The organism is Sorangium sp. So ce131, assembly GCF_051519095.1.
Taxonomy (GTDB): Bacteria; Myxococcota_A; Polyangia; order Polyangiales; family Polyangiaceae; genus Sorangium.
The window spans coordinates 1,556,506-1,574,989 of record NZ_CP150455.1; the positions used below are offsets into that span (position 1 = coordinate 1,556,506).

The following is an 18,484-nucleotide window of genomic DNA, read 5'->3' on the forward strand; positions in this document are numbered from 1 at the left end:
TTCGGTCTGTGTGGCTCGGGCTAAATTCCGAGCTTGGCGAAGAAGATGGCGCTGTGCTCGATTGATATCGGCCCGGCTCCTAGATCGATGTCTCCCTCGGAGAATCCCGTGACGACGAGCTCGTTGTTGTCGTCGACGTCCGCCGCTGTGCCCACGGCTATGCCGCGATTGACGTAAGGCTTCTTCCACAGGACGTTGCCGCTTGGATCGAGCTTCACGGCGAGCACAGCGGGTAGCTCGCCGGCGACCAGGATCTCGTTGTCAATCCTCAGCTCGCTGTTGAACGTGCCAAAGACGGCCAGGTTGTTGAGCGCGTCGGCGCGAATGCTCGACGTGATGGAGCTGGTGCCGCCAGTGAATCCGCGGCTCCACATGTGGTTTCCCGTCGTGTCGAACTTTGCCACGAATATCCCCTGTGGCCCTTGCAACAGCTCGTCGCCTCCGAAGTGTATTTGTCCCTTGTAGGCCCCTGTCACAGCAATGTCGCCGAGCATGTCAACATCCAACGAGGACGACTGGGCGCCGGCGAACCCATGACTCCAGCTGGGGACCCCGTTCCTGTCTAGCTTGGTCAGGAACATTCCTCTGCCAGGGATGGGCGTCAGCTCGCCGAAGCGAACTTCTTCGTCGTGGTTTCCTGTTATGATGATGTTGCTTCCTTGATCGATGGCAACGTCGAGTAATGTGTCTGAACCCGAGCCTCCATAGTGCTTCACCCATCCACCGGATGACGTGTTCAGTGCGCCGCTGCTGCTGTCGAGCTTGGCGACGTAGATGTCCGACCTGCTTGCGGGGCTCGAGGTCAAGCTCGACTCGTGAATGGTGAGGCTTCCTGCGAATGCTCCTGTGAGAACGATGCTGTCGTCGAGCGCGCAGCTGACCCTTGGAGGTGTGAAGGCGAGGCTGCTGATGGGGTCTGCCGGAAATCCCCAGCTCCACGAGTGTTTTCCGTTGCTGTCGAACTTTGCTATGAACAGTCCGGGGCCGACGTCGCGGCCGCCAAAATTTATGGAGCCTTCGTTCACTCCTGCGACCACTGTGCTGCCGGAGGAGTCGACGCACACGGATGTGGCTTCCTGATCTGCTGCGTCGCTGAACTGGCGGCTCCACTTGTGCACGCCAAAACTGTCGAAGGCGACGAGGAATATGTCGCTTCTCCCTGAACCAAGGAGGGGCTGTTCTTCGAATTGTATCGATCCCTCGAACGATCCTGCGGCGACTATGTGCCCGTTGTCGTGGGTGGCGATCGCGTTGACTCTCCCCTCTTCGCCGAACGTGCGCGCCCATAGGGTGCAGTCGAGGCCATCGCAATTCTCATCTTGCGTGGATGCGCAGCTCTCTTGTCCGGGGAGAGCCTCGTCGCGGCAGACGCCCCATGTCTCTCCACTGACGTCGCACACCCGTGTCCCTTGCCTGCATGCGCCTACGTCCTTCGTGCCAGGAGGGCCGCTATAACACTGCTCCGTGATGTTGGGCGTACAGGTCGTCGCGGTGCCTCCGCCTGAACTCTGGTCGCCCGGCTCGGGGGCATCCTCAAAATCTTCCAGTTGAAGGAGCAGCCCGCAGCTGGCGCCGGTCAGCGCTGAGCCAAGAAGGATGATCCCAGCGAGTCCAGTGTGTCGGTATTCCATCGACGATCCTCTCCGCAACGGCATCGTGGTGTCACGATGCGCTCATCGAATGGCGCCAAGCGCAGCTCTCCGACCTCTCCTCACGTCCCCCTCACCACCCGCTGCATCGCCAGCGTCAGCGGAAAACCCAGCATCGCCAGCGCCGCCGCGCCGCTCGCCCCGGGCGCGCCGCTCCTCGCGATGAGCACCGCGTCGAGCAGCGAGATCCCGGCGATCAGGGTCACCACCGCGCGGGGGATCCGGTCCCTCCGCGTCCCCCGCAGGAGCCTCACCGCGTGGATCACGCAGCCCGCGAGCGCCCCGTACGCGATCGTCCCCATCATCCCGGCGAGCGGCGCGCCGATCGCGTAGAGGAACGGCACCGCCATGAAGCCGAGCGCCCACAGGCTGCGCACCGAGATGAGGTTCTCCTGCTTCGCGATCGCCGTCAGGCCGATCAGGTAGAAGAGCAGCGACAACCCGCCTCCGAGCACCGCGGTCCCGAGCTGCCCCCCCGCCGCGAGCGCCGCCATCGCGTAGACCAGCACGCGGCACAGCCCCATCAGCGCCGGGCTCAGCGGGTTGCCCTTGTGCCAGGCGTCGTACAGCACGATCGCCCCCGCGAGCAGCGCGCCGGCCAGGGCCGCTCCCAGGCCGCGGCCCGCCAGGTGCGCATAGGCCCCCACGCTCAGCACGCCCGCGCCGAGCAGGCCGTAGCCCACCGCGAACACCTCGCGGGCGCTCACCAGCCCGGAGGGGATCGGCCGCTCCGGGCGCTCGCGCGCGTCGATCTCCCGATCGAACGCGTCGTTCAAGAACATCCCGCCCACGTACATGAGCGACGCCGCGAGTCCCACCAGCGCCGCCGCCGACGCCCGCAGGCCGGCCCCCGACAGCGCCATGCCGCAGAGCACGTTCGTCCAGACCGTCGGCAGGTTCGAGACGCGGCCGAGCCGCAGGTACACGCGCGCACGTGAGCTCGTCGTCATGGTTTTTCTCCGTCGCCGGCGCCCTCTCGCCCGCCGGCGCCCTCTCGTCCGCCGGCGCCCTCTCGCCCGCCGGCGCTCCCTCGCCCCGTCATCCGCTCCTCCACCCAGCGGAGCTCCCGCGCCACCGCCTCGACCACGCCCCCGCGACGCTGGTCCTCCGGCAGCACATCCCAGGTGTAAGTTTCCACCTCGAGGTGCTGCGTCGCGGGGCGCTCGCCGAGGTGCGCCAGGAGCGCCGCCAGCTCCGGCTGCGTCGTCGCGAGCGCCCCCTCGATCTCGCGGAAGATCGGCACGTGGAAATGGATGCGCCACTCCGCCGGCCGCTCCTCCGGCGGCGCCGCCCGCGCTCCCTCGAGCGCCGACAGCGCCTCCGGCAGATCCAGGTAGCGCGCGAGCTCGCCCCCGCCCGCGCGCCGCTCCACGACCTGGTGCAGGTAGACGACGTCCTCCGCGTACGCGCGGAGCCGCGCGACCACGGCCGGATCGCGGTCCGCCACGCTCGCGCGCAGGCCAGCGCTGATCTGCACCTTGTGCACGGCGATCCCCGCCGCGTCGAGCGCCGCGAGCGAGGCGGGCGCGTCCTCGAACTCGACCGCCATGTGGCACGCGTCGAAGCAGAGGCCGAGGTGCGCCCGCAGCGCCTCCTCCGCGCCTGACAGGCTCATCCCGGTCAGCGCCGCGAGCTCCCGCGCGCGCTCCCGCGAGAAGACGTGATCGGTGAAGAAGCCGATCGCCTCGGGCGTCGTCTCGAGGAAGCAGCACGGCTCCGGCTCCAGCGCCAGCGCCACGCGCTTGCCCGTGCGGCGCTGGAGCTCGACGAGGTGCGCCGCGTGCCTCGCGAGGCGCCGCGCCATCCGCTCCGCGTCGCCCGGCGCGCGCGCCCGCGGGCGAAACGCGCCCGGCACGGTGCTGACGCTGCCCATCAGGCCGTCCTCCGCCGGCAGCAGCGCCGCGAGCAGCGTCGCCAGGAGATCGCTGTAGGCGAGGCGCTCGTCGTCGAGCCAGTCGGGCAGGTACACGCGCTCCTTCACCGGCGCGCCGTGGAACCGACCATAGGGGAAGCCGTTCAGCGTGAAGACATAGAGCCCGTGCTCGTCGAGGAACCCGCGGAACGCCTCGAGCTCCGCCGGCGCCGCGAGCTCGGCGGCGGCCCTCGCCGAGAGCCGCAGACCCACGCCCCGCCGGCGGCGCTCGCCGCCCGCGCCGCCCTCCACGCCGTCCGCGCGCGGCGCGCCGCCCTCCACGCCGCCCGCGTGCGGCGCGCCGCCCCCACCGCCGGCCGCGCGCGACCAGATCGCGGGCAGGTGCGCCTCCAGGCTCTGCTTCACCTCCGCCCACGTCTCGCCCGGATGGATGTTCGTGCAGTACGTGAGGTGCGGCGATCCCGCGCACGCGAGCCTCATGATCGCGCCCGCCTCGCCGCGCCCGCCGCGCCCGCCGCCTTCGCCGCGTCCGTCGCCTTCGCCGCGTCCGTCGCCTTCGCCGCCTCCGTAGCCCCGGCCGCCGCGCCCGCCCCCGCGTCCCGGCGCGCGCCGGGCGCGGCCCGCCGACCGGCGCGCTCGCGCAGCTGCTCGATCGCCGCGGTCACGCGCCGCTCGTCCATCACGTGCACCTCGCGCCCGCGGCCCACCTCCTCGAGCAACGTCACCGTGAGCTCGCCGCCGAGGTGCTCGCGGAACTCGGCGAGCCCGTCGAGCACCGCGAGCCGCTCGCCCCCCTCGGCCGCGATCGCCAGCGCGTCGTCCCACAGCGCGAAGCCGAGCGCCTCGAGCAGCGCGAGCACCGCGGCCGCCGTGCCCGCGCGGCTCACGCCGGCCAGCTCGCCGTAGACGGCGTCGAGCGCGATGCCGATCGCGACCGCCTCGCCGTGGCGGAGCCTGTGCCTCGTGAGCGACTCGAGCTTGTGCGCCGCCCAGTGCCCGAAATCGAGCGGCCGCGCGCTCCCGAGCTCGAACGGATCGCCCCCGGTCGCGATGTGCCGGAGGTGGATCTCCGCCGAGCGCCGCACGAGCTCCGCGAGCGGACCGAGCGACCCCGCCGCGAGCGCGGGCGCCTGCTCCGACAGCCACGAGAACAGCCGCGCGTCCCGGATCAGCGCGACCTTCACCGCCTCCGCCATCCCGGCCACCCGGTCGCGCAGCGGCAGCGTCTCCAGGAAGCGCGGATCGATCAGCACCGCGAACGGCGGCGCGAACGTGCCGAGCAGGTTCTTCTTCCCGAACGCGTTGACGCCGTTCTTCACCCCCACGCCGGAGTCGGCCTGCGCGAGCACCGTCGTCGGGATCCGCACCACCCGCACGCCGCGGTGCACCGTCGCGGCCGCGTAGCCGGCCATGTCGAGCACCGCGCCCCCGCCGACGATCATCACGAACGCGTGCCGATCCATCCCGAGCGCGTCGAGCCTCGCCTGCAGCGCCGCCGTCGCGGCGCCGTCGTTCTTCGCGGCCTCGCCGCCAGGCACCACGATCGGCTCGGCCGCGAGCGCGAGCCGCTCCGCGTGGGCGCCCGCGTAGCGCGCGATGTCCTCCGCGAGCGTCGGCCACGCCGCGGCCACGCCGCCGTCGATCACCGGCAGCACGCGGTGCCGCCGGCCGGGCTCCTTCGAGGCGACGGCGGCCGCGAGATCGCCGCTCTCCGGCGAGAAGACGCCGTCGGTGAAATACACAGGGTACTCGAAGGGGACCGCGAACCGCTGGACGTGAAGCAGCATCGAAGCCGAGCTTTGAGAGCGGCCCTCGGGCCGTCAAGCTCGTTCCTCGCGCGGATCCGGCGCCCCCGCAGCGGGACGAAAACTTCCCCTTGGCGGCGGACGACCTTCCTGCAATGCTGCCGCCGCTCGGCATCCTCGCGTCCGCTCCCTTGCGCTCCCTCCGCGCTCCCGCGCGCTGAAGAGAGCGCCTCACGGACGCGGGACGATCGCGACGAGCGAACGCCGTACAGCCCGCTCACCCCTCCTCGACAGACGCCATGGAAGGCACAGCCCGTCGCACGAAACGGTCATTCATGAGAGGAGTGCTTTTCAGCGCGGCGGCAGGGCTCGCCCTGACCGCCCTCTCCGCCGGGTGCTCTCCCACGTATGTCTACAACCCCGCGAACTACGCGAAAGAGTACGACCCGCGGTCGCACGAGTACGTGATCGGGGTAGGGGACCAGCTCCGGATCAACGTGTGGCGCATGGGCGACCTGTCCAGCGACGCGCTGGTCCGGGCCGACGGCGTCATCACCATGCCGCTCATCGGCGACGTCCGGGTGGCGGGCTCGACCCCGACCCAGGTGCGCGACGAGCTGAAGAAGCGGCTCTCGGAGTTCGTGAAGGACGAGACGGCCGTGATCACCGTCGCCGTGACCGGGATCAACAGCTACCGGTTCGTGGTCAGCGGCAACGTCGCGCGCGCCGGCATCTACGCGTCCAACTACTACGTATCCGTCTCCGAGGCGCTCGCGCTCGCCGGCGGACCGAACCAGTTCGCGTCCACGGATCAGATCCTCCTCATCCGCATGGACAAGCCGGGCAAGTTCCGCCAGATCCCCATCAACTACGATGATATCGCCTCGCGCGAGCGTCCCGAGCAGGACCTCGTGCTCAAGGCCGGCGATACCGTCTTCGTGCCCTGAACGTGGCGGGCTCCTCGGCGCTCGCTCGCAAGGCCGTCCTCGGCGCCGTCTGGACGATCGCGACGGGGCTCGGCTCGCGCGTCCTCGGCCTGATAGGCACGCTCGTGCTCACCCGGTTCATCGCGCCGGACGTGTACGGCGAGGTCTCGGCCGCCTCCGTCGTCGCCATGACGGCGCACAGCATGTCGAGCCTCGGCATCGGCCAGTACATCGCGTCGCGGCCGGAGCTCGACCGCCAGATGGTCTTCAACGCGACCGTCTACTTCATGGTGGCGGGCGTCGCCGCCCTCGGCGCCGTGTACCTCCTGCGAGAGCCCATCGCGGTGCACCTCGTCGGCGCGCCCAAGATGCTCGAGTACATGCCCTGGCTGATCGTGGCGATGTTCATCGATCGGCTCTGGTACATCCCCGACCGCCTGCTCATCCGCGAGATGCGCTTCCGCAGCGTCAGCCTGCGCAACACGGCCGGCGAGCTCACCTACACCGCGGCGTCGGTCGCCCTCGCGGTGCTCGGCTGGGGCGGGAACGCCATCGTGGTCGCGACGCTCCTGCGCGCCGTCGTGCGCGTGATCATCACGCTCCCGGCCGTGAAGCTCGCCGAGTGGCTCACCCCGAGCCCGCTGTCGCGCGAGAAGGCGCGCCAGCTGTTCTCCTTCGGCATCCCGCTCAACTTCGGGGCCATGGCGCACTTCGGCTCCACGAAATGGGACAACCTCGTCATCATCCGGCTCTTCGGGGAGCACGTCGGCGGGCTCTACAACCTCGCCTGGAACCTCGCCGACATCCCGGCCTCCCAGGTCGGCGAGCGCATCGGCGACGTGCTCGTCCCGTCCTTCTCGAAGCTCGAGCCGGAGCAGCGCAAGACCTCGCTCATCCGGGCGCTCACCCTGCTGTCGCTCCTCATCTTCCCGCTCGCCATCGGCCTCGGGGCGGTCGCCCCGACGATCCTGAACGACACCTTCTTCAATGAAGCCTGGGAGCCGGCCGGCCCGCTCCTCGCCGTGTTGTCCGCGCTCGGCGTGACCCGGCCGATCGGCTGGGTGGTGTCGTCCTATATGCAGGTCTACGGCCGGACGCGGACGATCATGGTCCTGGAGTGGCTCAAGGTGGCCGCGATCGTGGGCAGCATCTCGCTGCTCGGGTGGCTCGGCGGCGTGCTCTGGGCCTGCGCCGGCGTCGGCGTGGCGTTCGGGCTGCACGGCCTGGCGAGCCTCTGGATGGTCCACCGCGCCGACGGCATCCCCTACCTGCGGATGCTGCGCCCCCTGGTGCGCCCGCTGCTCGCGTGCCTTCCCCTGGTCGCGGCCGTGCTCGCCGTCCGCTACGGCATGCAGTCGCTGGGCCCGCTGCCCCGCGGCGTCCGCCTCGGCACCGAGGTGGTCGCGGGCGCGCTGGCGTTCGTCGTGTCCGCGCTGCTCATCGCGCGGCAGGCGTCGAGCGACTTCCTGAAGCTCGCCCGCGAAGCGATCCGTCGCCGGCGCTGAAATGTCGGCGGATGTCGCGGGCTGACGCCCCCTGGGCCCAGGGCCCCGGCGGGCCGACCCCCTGAGGACCTCCCTCCTCCGTGTGCGGCGGGCCGCATCGACGGACGCGCGAAATTTGGGGGCCTGTGGTAGCGTCGGTGCCCTCTCTTCAACATGGGTCGGGATCCGAAGACGGCTCCCCTCCACCACTGGAGATTAAAGGAAATGGCAGAGACGCATCCCGCTGCGGTCGAGAGCCTCCTGGCGAAGATCACCTCGCACGAAGCGCTGGTGGGCATCATCGGCATGGGCTATGTCGGCCTGCCGCTGGCGCTCACGTTCATCGAGAAGGGCTTCCGCGTGCTGGGCTTCGACGTGGACCCCGAGAAGGTCACCGCGCTCAGCGAGGGGAAGAGCTACATCAAGCACCTCGATCCCGCGCGCGTTGCGGCGGCAGCAAAGACCGGGCGGCTGATACCGACGGCGGACTTCTCGCGGCTCGACGAGCCCGACGCCATCCTCATCTGTGTGCCCACCCCGCTGACCCCGCAGCGCGAGCCCGACATGAGCTACGTCGTCGGCTCCGCGCAGAAGATCAAGGAGCGGCTGCGGCGCGGGCAGCTCGTGGTGCTCGAGTCCACCACGTACCCCGGCACGACCGACGAGCTCGTGAAGAACGTCCTCGAGCAGTCGGGCCTGCGCATGGGCGAGGACTTCTACCTCGCCTTCTCGCCCGAGCGGGAGGACCCGGGCAACCGCGACCACAGCACCGCGACGATCCCGAAGGTCGTCGGCGGCGTCGATCGCGCCTCGCTCGCCCTCGCGCAGACCCTCTACGCGCAGGCGATCGCCCGCACCGTGTCCGTCTCCTCGGCGCGCGCGGCCGAGGCAGCGAAGCTGACCGAGAACATCTTCCGGGCGATCAACATCGCCCTCGTGAACGAGCTCAAGGTCGTCTACGACGCCATGGGCATCGACGTCTGGGAGGTGCTCGACGCCGCGTCGACCAAGCCGTTCGGCTTCATGCGGTTCAACCCGGGCCCGGGCTGGGGCGGCCACTGCATCCCGCTCGATCCGTTCTACCTCTCCTGGAAGGCGCGCGAGTACGGCGTGTCGACGAAGTTCATCGAGCTCGCCGGCGAGGTGAACGTCGAGATGCCGCACTACGTCGTCAACAAGCTCCAGCTCGGGCTCAACGAGCGCGGCAAGCCGATGAAGGGCACGAAGGTCCTGCTCCTCGGCGTCGCCTACAAGAAGGACATCGACGACCCGCGCGAGAGCCCCGCGTTCGAGATCATCGAGCTCCTCCGCCGGCTCGGCGCCGTGCTGAGCTACCACGATCCGCACGTGCCCAAGCTGCCGCGCATGCGCACGTGGCCGCACCTGCCCGAGCTCACGTCCGTGCCGCTCAACGAGGACACCCTCAAGGGCCACGACGCGGTCATGATCGTCACCGATCACTCGGTGGTCGACTACGACGTGGTGCTCAAGCACGCGGCCGTGATCGTCGACGCCCGCGGCGTCTACCGCACGGCGCACCCCAACGTCATCAAGGCCTGACGGAGGGCGCCCGGCGCGGCGCTCGCCCCCCTGACCCGCCGGCGCGCGTGGCGCAACTCCATGCGTTGCGCCACGCCGCGCTGCGCCGTGCGGGGCCGGGCAGGGGCCGGGCGTTGTGACCGGGCACCCCGCCCGGGGGCGCCCTCGCCGCTGCTTCCGGTGACGAGATGACGACCGCGGTGTGACGCCGAGCGCCGACGCGCGAGATCCCCGCTGTCCTCGCGAAATCGCGAGCATCCCCTTGATGTCAGGGCGCCGGTTCGGTACCCATCGAAGACGGTCCATGTCCACGCCGCCGCCCATGGTCGGGCCAGGTCGAACGATGTCGCCCGCAGATGAGAGCTTGGGCCCTGCGCCATCGAGCTCGGAGTGGAAGGGCCACCTGGAGATCCGCCTCGGCGATCTCCCGGGCACGCGGCGGCCGCTGACCGAGTCCCACATCGTCATCGGCAGGGCGCCGGGCGTTCAGCTCACGCTCGACCACTACACGGTCTCCCGGCGCCACGCGGAGCTCTTCTGCGATCCGTTCGGGCGGTGGTGGATCCGCGATCTCGGCAGCACCAACGGCACCCTCGTCAACGACGAGCGGGTGAACGAGAAGGTGCTGAAGCCGGGCGACCGCATCGGGATCGGCGACTACATCCTCGAGTTCCAGCTCACGGCGCGCGCCCCGCGCGTTCCGCTCGACCCGGGCGGCCTCCACTTCGAGGAGGACAAACCGACCGCGATCCGCAAGCTCGGTGAGCTCGACCCGCCGCGGATCGCGGCGAAGCACCTGTTCACCTTGATGGATCTGTCGCGGCGGCTCCTCAGCATCGAGGACGCCACGGACCGGTTCGACGCGCTCTGCCAGCTGATGGTCCGGGAGGACTTCCACGGCAGCATGGCGCTCGCGCTGCGGCTCCGGCAGAACGGCGCGCTCACGATCCTGTCCGGGCCGCACCGCCCGTTCCAGTCGCTCCGGCGCGAGGACTCGATCGCGCCGCCGTACATCTCGCGCCGCGTGCTCGCGGCGGTGCAGGACACGCGCGAGCCGGTCCTTGCCGGCAACCTGGTCAGCGACAGCGCCACGGTCGAGCTCACGATGTCGCGCGACGTGATGGCCCTCTGGGTCGTCGCGTGCCCGCTGCGCGTCGAGGAGCAGCTGATGAACCTGCTCTACGTGACGCTGCCGCCCGACTTCGGCAGCGTCGAGTGGCTCGGGCTCATCGCGCTCGCCGCCGAGGTCTACCAGCAGGCCGAGTCGGCGTGGGAGGCGCGGCGGCACGCCCAGGCGCACGCGGCGATCGAGCGCGAGCTCGAGATGGCCCACCAGATCCAGCGGACGTTCGTCCCGAAGCGGCTGGAGTTCAAGGCGCTCGACGTGGCGCTCGGCTTCGAGCCGTGCCGGTGGGTCGGGGGCGACTACGTGGACATCGTCCCGATGCCGGACGGCCGCCTGCTGCTCGCGGTGGCGGACGTCTGCGGCAAGGGGCTCCAGGCCGCGCTCATCGGGTCGAGCGTGCACACGATGGTGCGGGCGACGGTCGACGCCGGCCGCGGCATCACGGGCATGATGGACCGGCTGAACGCCTACCTCTGCGAGTACCTGCCCGAGCAATCGTTCGTCACGATGGTCGCCGTGGCGCTCGACCCGGCGACGGGTCGCATGGAGTGCGTCAACGCGGGGCACCCGCCGGCGCTCGTGGCGACGTCCGAGGGCGGCCTGCGGCACCTCCAGGCGGCGGTCAACCCGGCGCTCGGGATCGGCCTCGTGCCGATGGAGGCGCACCAGAGCGTGCTCGCGCCCGGCGAGGTGCTCGCGATGTACACCGACGGCCTCACCGAGCTGCGCAACTCGTCGAAGCAGATGCTCGGCCTGCACGCGCTCGGCACCGGCTTCGCCAAGCTCTGCGCCGCCAGCGCCGGCCGCCCGGTCGCGGCGATCGCCGACAAGCTCACGCAGATGCTCGAGGAGTTCCGCGGCGACCAGCTGCCCGAGGACGACCGGGCCTTCCTGCTCGCGCGCCGCACCTGAACGCGCCGCCGGGCCGCGGCCCGCGGCGGTGGCCGAGCGCGTCAGGGAGGCGGCAGCCGAGCCGTGGCCAGGCGGCGGCCGAGCCGCAGCGGCGCGAGCGCGCCCGCGCTCAGGGCGAGCGCGCCCGCGCTCAGGGCGCGGCGCCGGCGGCGGACGCGGGCTCCGAGCCCTCCACGGGCTCGACCGACGGCTGATCGCGCACCGAGGCCGCAGGGCCCGTCGAGCCGAACGGCTGGGTCATCGAGATGCGCGAGCCCGGCTGCGCGCGCCGGGGGAACGCACCCGACACGGAGAGGAGGACCGCGTTCCGGAAGAGGAGCTCGTCGTCGGCGCCCTCGACCCTCGACTCGGTGCGCTGGTTCGTGTGCTGGTAGCGGAGCGCGAGCGCGAAGTCGGGGATGACGACGACGGGGCTCCAGACCAGCGCCACGTCGGCGAGCACCGCGGTCGTGGTCGGCCCCGTCACCAGCTCGCCCTCCTCGTTCGTGTCGAGGGGCTCCGCGATCTGCCCGCCCAGCGAGCCCTCGACCGACAGGTGCCACGCGGGGCGGATGGGCGCGGCGGCGCGGAGCGTCAGCTGATGGGAGAGCTGGATCTGCTGCAGGAAGACGTTCGGCGTGGCCGTGTAGGAGTACGCGAGCTCGCCCTCGCCCCGGGCGTGGGTGTAGCGCAGCGCGGCGAGCCCGGCCGGCCGCGCGATCGACGTGGCCTCGCCGGTCACGTCCGTCGCGAGGACGCCGCCGAGGTCGAGCTGGCTCGAGAAGTGATGGCCGAAGTCGTGCTGCCAGCTGGCCACGAGCGTGCTGAGGAGCTGGTCCTGCGCGGTGTACGTGTCCTCGGTCGCAGGGTCGTCGTCGACGATCGGGACGTTGTCGAAATGGGTGTAGCCGACCGAGAGCGCGAGGGACCCGACGTCGTTCTGGAAGATTCGCTGCGCGCTCAGCGTGTTCGCCGCGCCGTACGTGCGCTGCGGCCGGTCCTCGAGCGGGTTGTACACGAGGAAGGTCGCCGCCTGGCCGGCGGACCAGACCGGCGAGATCCGCCAGGAGAACCCCTCGTTCACCGACGCCTGCACGAAGTCCGTCGTCCCGCCCGCCGTGCTCGTGAGGGTCGTGGTGCCCGGCGCCTGCTCGAGCTGGAAGGTGTTCGTCTGGCCCTGCACGCCGGTCGCGCCGAGCGTCAGCGTCGTCCTCGGCGACGTGGTGAAGCGCGCGGACCACACGGCCGTGTTCGAGTACGAGTTCGCCTCGGGGTGCAGGAAGAAGAAGCTCGCCGCGAACGTGTACGACAACGTCTGCTCGGTCCGCGGCGTGCCGATGCTGAAGACGAGGCCGGGGCTCACGGTGCCGAAGCCGTCGGCCTCGGGGCGGGGCCTCGCCTCGGGCGTGGCCGGCTCGGGCGTCGAGCTCACGTTGTCGGTGACGCCGAGCGAGCCGGTGAAGACGCCCTGGAGGAATACGTCCTGCGCTAGCGCGCGGTCATGGGTGAGGATGGCGCAGCCGAAGGCCGCGACCGCAATACCTCGTCCGGAGCGCATGAGGGCCGCAAGGTAACAACGGAGTCGGCGCGCGGCTACGCTTCGCCGACCTTTCGACCAGGGAAGGCGCCCGGGGGGCGCCCGGGGGGAAGGCGCCCGGACGGCGCCCGGCGGGAAGGCGCCCGGAGGGCGAGGGCGCTCAGGCTTCGAGCAGGACGACGCCGAGGACCGGCGCCGGCCGGAGCTGCTCGATGGCCTGGCGGATCGTCCTGCGGGTCGACTTCTTGACAACCGACGTCAGGACGACGCCGTCCACCGAGTCCCCGATCACGTTCATGTCCATGGTGCCGAGGACGGGGGGCGTGTCGATGATGATGTACGAGTAGCCCGCGCGCTTGAGGCTCTCGATCCCGGTCGAGAACGCCACCGCGTCGAGCATCGGCGGCCGGTCGCTGCGCGGGTCGACGGCCAGGATGTGGACCGGCGTCTGGAGGGAGAGCCTCGGGTCGTTCGGTTTGCCGCCCGGCGGCACGTTCCGGTCCGAGGACTCGACGCCGTCCTCGCCGGGCGCCACGGCGGGCACCGGCGTCGCCTGCTCGACGACGACCCAGGGGGCGAGCCGGTCGTCGCGGTGGCGCTGGAGCTGCGCGGTGAAGCAGAGCGGGGGCTCGAAGCGCAGCGCCTTGGCGATGCCCGGCGTGCGGATGTTCGCCTCGACGAGGAGGATCTTCCCGCGCACGGTCTCGCGGAGCGCGAGCGCGAGGTTGATGGCGCACGACGTCTTGCCCTCGCCCGACCCCGCGCTGGTCACGGCGACCGTGGTCGAGGCGGCCGACGGCAGCTTGCGCCGCAGGGTGCGGTAGGCGTCGGCCTGGGGCGAGTACGGCGCGTGGATCATCACGATGCTCGGATCCACGGAGTCCGGCATCGGCAGCGGGCACACGCTGACCTCGCCCGAGCCGCCCAGGGGGTCGGGGTGAAGGAGCAGCCCGGGGCCGTCCTGGCCGCGGGCGCGCATGTGCTCGATGTGAAGCGACGGCGGCTCCTCGAACCCCTCGTCCACCGGCCGCGCCTTCGCGTCCGGGGAGTAATACTGCTCCGGGGTCGACACCACGCGGTTGAAGACCAGCGAGGGCGGCGAGGCGAACGTGCCGGTGAGCGAGCGCTCCGGCAGCCGCTCCGGCGGCTGGGGCGGCGCCGTCGCCGGCACCTCGCGCACGGTCACCTCGCGCGCGGCCGGAGGCACCACGCGCTCGAAGACGAGGGAAGGGGGCGAGGGGAACGCGCCGATCCCTCCGATCGTGCTGCCCAGGGCGACCGGCGAGCGCTCGTGCGGCGGCGCGCCCGCGGGGCTCACCGGCACGTCGCGGACCCCGATGTCCCGCGCCGGCGGCGCGACGACCCGTTCGACCTGCACCGGCAGCGCCGGCGAGCTCCCCTGCCTCGCGCCGCTGGACACGAGCCCAGGGCTGCTCAGCGTCGCGCCGAGATCGACGACGCGCGTCAGCGACGGGCTCACGCCGGGCCGCTCGGGACCGGGCGGCAGCGCCGGCGCCATGGAGATCTGGGGCGGCTCGCGCATGCCCGGGTGCGCGGCGTGCTCGCCGTGCTCCGGGGGCAGCCCCGCCAGGAACAGCGCCGTCGCGGGCGACGGGCCACGGCCCGGCGGCGTGCCGCCGGGAGCGCCCGGCGCCGCCCCGGGGCCGAGGCGCAGGCCGATCCCTTGCTGCGGGCTCAGGTGGCCCGACGGCGGCAGATCCTGGCGGATCGTCGGCGAGTCGAACGACGAGTTCGGGTCCTCCTGGCCGGCGCTCGGGCGCTCCGCCGAGACCACGTCCTCGGCGTCGTTCGCGAGGCGCAGGACGCGCGCGATCATCTCCTCGCGCACGTCCGGGTCCGGCGCGATCGAGCGCCAGTTCCCGACCACGTTGCGGAGCCGGCGCGCCTCGATCACGAGGGCGCGGACGCGCGCGGTCTGCTCGGCGCGACTCAGGAAGTCGCAGACTTGATCGAGCGCCCGCTCCAGGGATGCGACCGGCGGGGGCTTTCCCGGCTCAGCTCCGCCCGTCTCAGCCACGGTTTCCTCGGGGGGCGCGCGGGGCGGCCGGGACGACGACGAGCACCGGAGCGAGCGCCATTCGGTCGATATCTTCCATGTCGTACACCCGATCGTCGAGCACGATGCCACGCGCCGCCGCGGCCGCGATGCCGGCCGCGACGGACAAGAAGAGCCCGCCGATCGCGAGGAGCAGCCGCGAGGGGCCCGACGGCGCGCTCGGCCGGTACGCCGGATCGAGCACCTCGATCTGCGCCGAGTAGCCGCCCTGCTCCGAGCTCGCGGCCATCTCCGCGCGGAACGACTTGCCCTCGAGGTCGGCGAGCCGCTGCTGCGCCCGCGTCTTCTCGCGGCTGAGGCGGGACCACTCCGTCTCGGTGTTGATGATCTGCTTCGCCGTCTCGCTCGCGTCGGCCGCGTTCCCCTTCTTCGCGCTCCGGCGCGCCGCGATCTCCCGCTCGATCTTGGCGAGCTGGGACCGGATCTTCGCCTTCTCGGCCTCGTCGGTCGCGGCGACCTCCACCACCGGGTCCGGCGTCGGCGGCAGGATGAGCGCCTCCTCGGCCCTCCGCAGCGCCGCCTCGGCGTTGCTCACGCGGGTCGCCGCGGCGCGCACGTCGGGGTGCTGCTCGGTGAAGCGGGACTGCTTGTCGGCCAGGTCCCGCCGCGCGTTCGCGAGCTCCTGCTCGGCCTGGTCCCGCTGCCGGACGAGCGCGGGGGACGGCGCCCCCCCGACGCTCGGCGCCGCCTGCTGCGGCTGGCCGGTGAGCCGCGCCCGGAGGCGGGGGGCTTGCCGCTCGAGGGCCTCCAGCGTCGGGTCGACGTCGGTGGCGCGCCGCTCCTGCGCGCGGATGGCGGCGCCGGTCTGCGCGCCGCCCGGCGAGGCCGTCTCCGCGGCGAACTCGGGGTGCTCGGCCAGGAACGCCGCGAGCTCGGTCTCGGCCTTCTCGACGTCCTGCTCGGCGCGCTTCAGCTCGGAGTCGAGGAACTCGTTCGTCATCTGCGCCTGCGTCTTGCGCATGCGCGTCGTCTCCTCGACGAGGATGTCCGCGAGCCGCTGCGTCACCTCCTGCGCCAGCTCCCGCGTCTCCCCTTCGCCCGAGATCGCGAACGTGTCGGTCGATCGGGCCTTGAAGGTGATCTTGCTGCGGAGCCGGTCGACCGCGTCGACCATGCCTCGCTTCTCGACGACGTCCGGGAAGAGGTTGAACTCCTCCACGACCTTCTGGAGGTTGGAGCGCGCGAGCAGCGTCTCCTTCAGGCGCGCGGCGAGGGTGCGGAGCGGGTCGGGCCCGTCCGGCCCGAGGTACGTCGACTTCACGCCCTCCCGGTAGAAGATCACGGTCTCGGAGCGGTAGGCGGGCTTCCGCGACTTCACGACGAGCGCCGTGAACGCCACGCCCGCGATCGCCACGATCAGCGCCACGTACCAGTGCGCCAGCGTCCGGTTGATCATCGAGGCGACGCTGGGCGGCTGCGGTCCCATCGCGGCGCGCGCCGACGCGTCGACGGGCAGCGCCGCGAGCGCGTCCTGGGGCGGGGTGGGCCCGGAGGGCTGCTGGTTCATCTTCTTGTCCATGGTCCCCGGCTCCTCGAAGGTTGGCTTGCTCCGCCCGATCCGGAGGACGCACATCCCAGTCCGGCACGCGGATGGCTGCCTATGGTAGACGTGCGACGCCAGAGCGCCAGCTTGTTACACGCGGCCTGCGCTTATGCATGCGTCGCGCGGCGGGCATGCGTCGCGCGGCGGGCATGCGTCGCGCGGCGGCGGTGCCCGCCCGGCGCCACCGCCGCAGCCGCTGCAGGCGCCGCGACCGCCACGCCGAGGGCGAGCGCGCCGCCACCCAAGCTCACGTCGGGAACACCCGATCGAGGCGCAGCAGGCGGAAGATCGCGCGCGGCTGATCCCTCAGCCCGACGATCCGCACCTGGCCGCCGTTGGCGCGCACCCGCTTGAAGAGCGAGACGATGACGCCGACGCCTGAGCTGTCGATCAGCCGGAGGGACGACAGCTCGAGCGTGATGTTCTGCCGGTTCTCCGCGACCAGCTCGTCCACCAACGTCCTGAACTCCGGTGCGGTCACTGCGTCGAGGGTCCCCTCGAACTGCACGACCGTCTCATTGCCGTTATCGGTCCGCGTATAGCTCATTGTATTTTAATGCCCCCTGCGGCGCGGGTCGCGCCCGATCGGGAGACGCTCCGCATTCGAAACCTACTCGTCCGATGCCCCTTCGCCTCAACGAAATCGGCGTCGGTGTGCTCCTGTCCGCTGCTGCCGTCGCTCCCGTCGCTCCCGTCGCTGCCGTCGCTCCCGTCGTCGGCGGTGCACGAGCTGCCCTCCCGCCGCTTCACCAGGCGGAGGACATTCGGCCTGCCGGGACAGTAGTCGACCTCATCCATGAACGACTTGATGATGAAGAGCCCCATCCCGGACTCGGGAAGGTCGTCGATGGGGGGGTTCTCGATGCTCGCGGGATCGAAGCTGCACCCCGTGTCCATCAAGCGGATGACGATGCCGTCCTCGTCGGACTCGATCTCGATGTCGACGTCGCCCGGCGGGCCGGCGCGGTACCCGTGAATCGCGATGTTGTTGAACGCCTCGCCGAACGCCGAGACGGTCTGGGCCTCGAAATCCTCCTGGCTCAGGCCGGACGACCCGCCATCGACCCTCCCTGGCGCGGCCATCTTGCATGCGGCCGCCACTACGCGGAGGGCGAGGTGGCGATAGGTCAATGAACCTGGTACACGGAGTCGGATCACGCCCAAACCTCCATCCGAGCTTGTACCCTACCACGTTCTCGACTATGGGAGCCACAAGGTAAAAGTGACACCTGGCGTTCGTGTAGCCAAACGTGCGATCGACATCGCGGGCTCCCTGGTGGGGCTCACGCTGACCCTCCCGCTCTACCCCCTCATCGGCGCGGCCGTCTACCTCGAGTCGCCCGGGCCGATCTTCTATATGCAGCGCCGCGCCGGGATGCTCCTCGGCACGGAAGTGCGGGACGGCGTGAGTTACCCGCGATTCGTCGAGTTCCACATGCGCAAGTTCCGTACCATGCGCGTGGACGCGGAGAAGATGACCGGGCCCGTGCTGGCGCAGCAGGACGATCCGCGCATCACACGCGTCGGGCGCTTCCTTCGCAAGACGCGCCTGGACGAGATCCCGCAGTTCTGGAGCGTGCTCATGGGCGACATGAGCCTCGTCGGGCCGCGGCCCGAGCGGCCCGAGCTGCTCGTCAACCTGGCGCTCGCGATTCCGTTCTTCGAGGAACGGATGCGCGACATCAAGCCGGGCATCACGGGGCTCGCGCAGGTCTCGCTGGGCTACTCCGGCCGGGCCCCCGCCGAGAGCGAGGTCGCCGCCTTCGAGGCGACGTTGACCAACCCGTTCGGCCTCGAGGAGGCCGAGGGCGCCGAGGCCGACGACATGCGGATGAAGCTCCTGTTCGACCTCGCGTACGCCGCGTCGCTCGAGAAGCTCTCGACCTTCCTGCAGATGGAGCTCTCGATCATCCTGAAGACCCCGCTCGTCATGGTCCTCGGCCTCGGGCGCTGAGCCCGCGGCCGAGCGCCACGGGCGGCTGAGCCCGCCGGCCATCGCGCGGCCCGACTGCGTCCTGCACGGCTGCGCACGGCGCGCGCCTGCGCGAGGGCGCAAGTGGCGCGCTGCGCACTCCCGCACAGCGGCGCACCCCC

At 71.2% G+C, this 18,484-nt stretch carries 13 protein-coding genes and 1 pseudogene; 5 read left to right on the forward strand and 9 right to left on the reverse strand.

Annotated features, from left to right (window positions below):
* Positions 1–20 precede the first annotated feature (20 nt).
* From WMF43_RS05635 to WMF43_RS05650, 4 genes and pseudogenes are all read right to left on the reverse strand, one after another.
* Positions 21–1,631 (reverse strand): hypothetical protein, encoded by a 1,611-nt coding sequence (locus WMF43_RS05635; RefSeq protein ID WP_437678015.1) that lies wholly within the window; start codon positions 1,629–1,631, stop codon positions 21–23.
* Positions 1,632–1,711: 80 nt separating this feature from the next.
* On the reverse strand, positions 1,712–2,599 hold the full coding sequence (locus tag WMF43_RS05640; protein ID WP_437678017.1) for a UbiA family prenyltransferase: 888 nt from the start codon (positions 2,597–2,599) through the stop codon (positions 1,712–1,714).
* Positions 2,596–4,002 carry a metabolite traffic protein EboE gene (gene eboE / locus WMF43_RS05645; protein ID WP_437678019.1) on the reverse strand — a complete coding sequence of 469 codons (1,407 nt, stop codon included), beginning with the start codon at positions 4,000–4,002 and terminating at the stop codon, positions 2,596–2,598. The genes WMF43_RS05640 and eboE overlap by 4 nt, the downstream gene beginning before the upstream one ends.
* Positions 3,999–5,324 (reverse strand): annotated as a pseudogene (locus tag WMF43_RS05650) (3-dehydroquinate synthase); the annotation flags it as partial. The pseudogene WMF43_RS05650 and the gene eboE, both read right to left, overlap by 4 nt.
* A gap of 278 nt (positions 5,325–5,602) precedes the next feature.
* On the opposite strand from WMF43_RS05650, the gene WMF43_RS05655 reads away from it, so the two are divergent.
* The 4 genes from WMF43_RS05655 (at position 5,603) to WMF43_RS05670 (ending at position 11,254) form a co-directional block, all read left to right on the forward strand.
* Positions 5,603–6,214 (forward strand): polysaccharide biosynthesis/export family protein, encoded by a 612-nt coding sequence (locus WMF43_RS05655; protein ID WP_437678020.1) that lies wholly within the window; start codon positions 5,603–5,605, stop codon positions 6,212–6,214.
* A gap of 2 nt (positions 6,215–6,216) precedes the next feature.
* Positions 6,217–7,698: an oligosaccharide flippase family protein gene (locus tag WMF43_RS05660; protein ID WP_437678021.1), complete on the forward strand. Its 1,482-nt coding sequence runs from the start codon at positions 6,217–6,219 to the stop codon at positions 7,696–7,698.
* A 204-nt stretch (positions 7,699–7,902) separates the two neighbouring features.
* The gene (locus WMF43_RS05665; RefSeq protein WP_437678023.1) at positions 7,903–9,237 is read left to right on the forward strand and encodes a nucleotide sugar dehydrogenase; all 1,335 of its coding nucleotides are present in this window, start codon (positions 7,903–7,905) and stop codon (positions 9,235–9,237) included.
* Between the two features lie 343 nt (positions 9,238–9,580).
* On the forward strand, positions 9,581–11,254 hold the full coding sequence (locus WMF43_RS05670; RefSeq protein WP_437678024.1) for a SpoIIE family protein phosphatase: 1,674 nt from the start codon (positions 9,581–9,583) through the stop codon (positions 11,252–11,254).
* A gap of 130 nt (positions 11,255–11,384) precedes the next feature.
* Here the strand turns inward: WMF43_RS05670 and WMF43_RS05675 are convergent, their stop codons facing one another.
* The 5 genes from WMF43_RS05675 to WMF43_RS05695 all read right to left on the reverse strand — a co-directional run bounded on the left by WMF43_RS05675 (position 11,385) and on the right by WMF43_RS05695 (position 17,521).
* Positions 11,385–12,791, reverse strand: coding sequence for a hypothetical protein (locus WMF43_RS05675; protein WP_437678026.1), 1,407 nt, complete (start codon positions 12,789–12,791; stop codon positions 11,385–11,387).
* A 139-nt stretch (positions 12,792–12,930) separates the two neighbouring features.
* Positions 12,931–14,808 (reverse strand): hypothetical protein, encoded by a 1,878-nt coding sequence (locus WMF43_RS05680; protein ID WP_437678028.1) that lies wholly within the window; start codon positions 14,806–14,808, stop codon positions 12,931–12,933.
* Positions 14,801–16,366, reverse strand: coding sequence for a GumC family protein (locus WMF43_RS05685; RefSeq protein ID WP_437678030.1), 1,566 nt, complete (start codon positions 16,364–16,366; stop codon positions 14,801–14,803). Before WMF43_RS05685 ends, WMF43_RS05680 begins: the two co-directional genes overlap by 8 nt.
* A gap of 271 nt (positions 16,367–16,637) precedes the next feature.
* Entirely contained in the window at positions 16,638–16,937 is a 300-nt protein-coding gene (locus WMF43_RS05690; protein ID WP_044985570.1) for an STAS domain-containing protein, read from the reverse strand.
* Positions 16,934–17,521 carry an ATP-binding protein gene (locus WMF43_RS05695; RefSeq protein WP_437678032.1) on the reverse strand — a complete coding sequence of 196 codons (588 nt, stop codon included), beginning with the start codon at positions 17,519–17,521 and terminating at the stop codon, positions 16,934–16,936. Before WMF43_RS05695 ends, WMF43_RS05690 begins: the two co-directional genes overlap by 4 nt.
* A gap of 91 nt (positions 17,522–17,612) precedes the next feature.
* Between WMF43_RS05695 and WMF43_RS05700 the strand changes: the two genes are divergently transcribed.
* A complete protein-coding gene (locus tag WMF43_RS05700; protein ID WP_437678034.1) occupies positions 17,613–18,344 on the forward strand; it encodes a sugar transferase in 732 nt (243 codons plus the stop codon).
* The last annotated feature ends 140 nt before the right edge of the window (positions 18,345–18,484 follow it).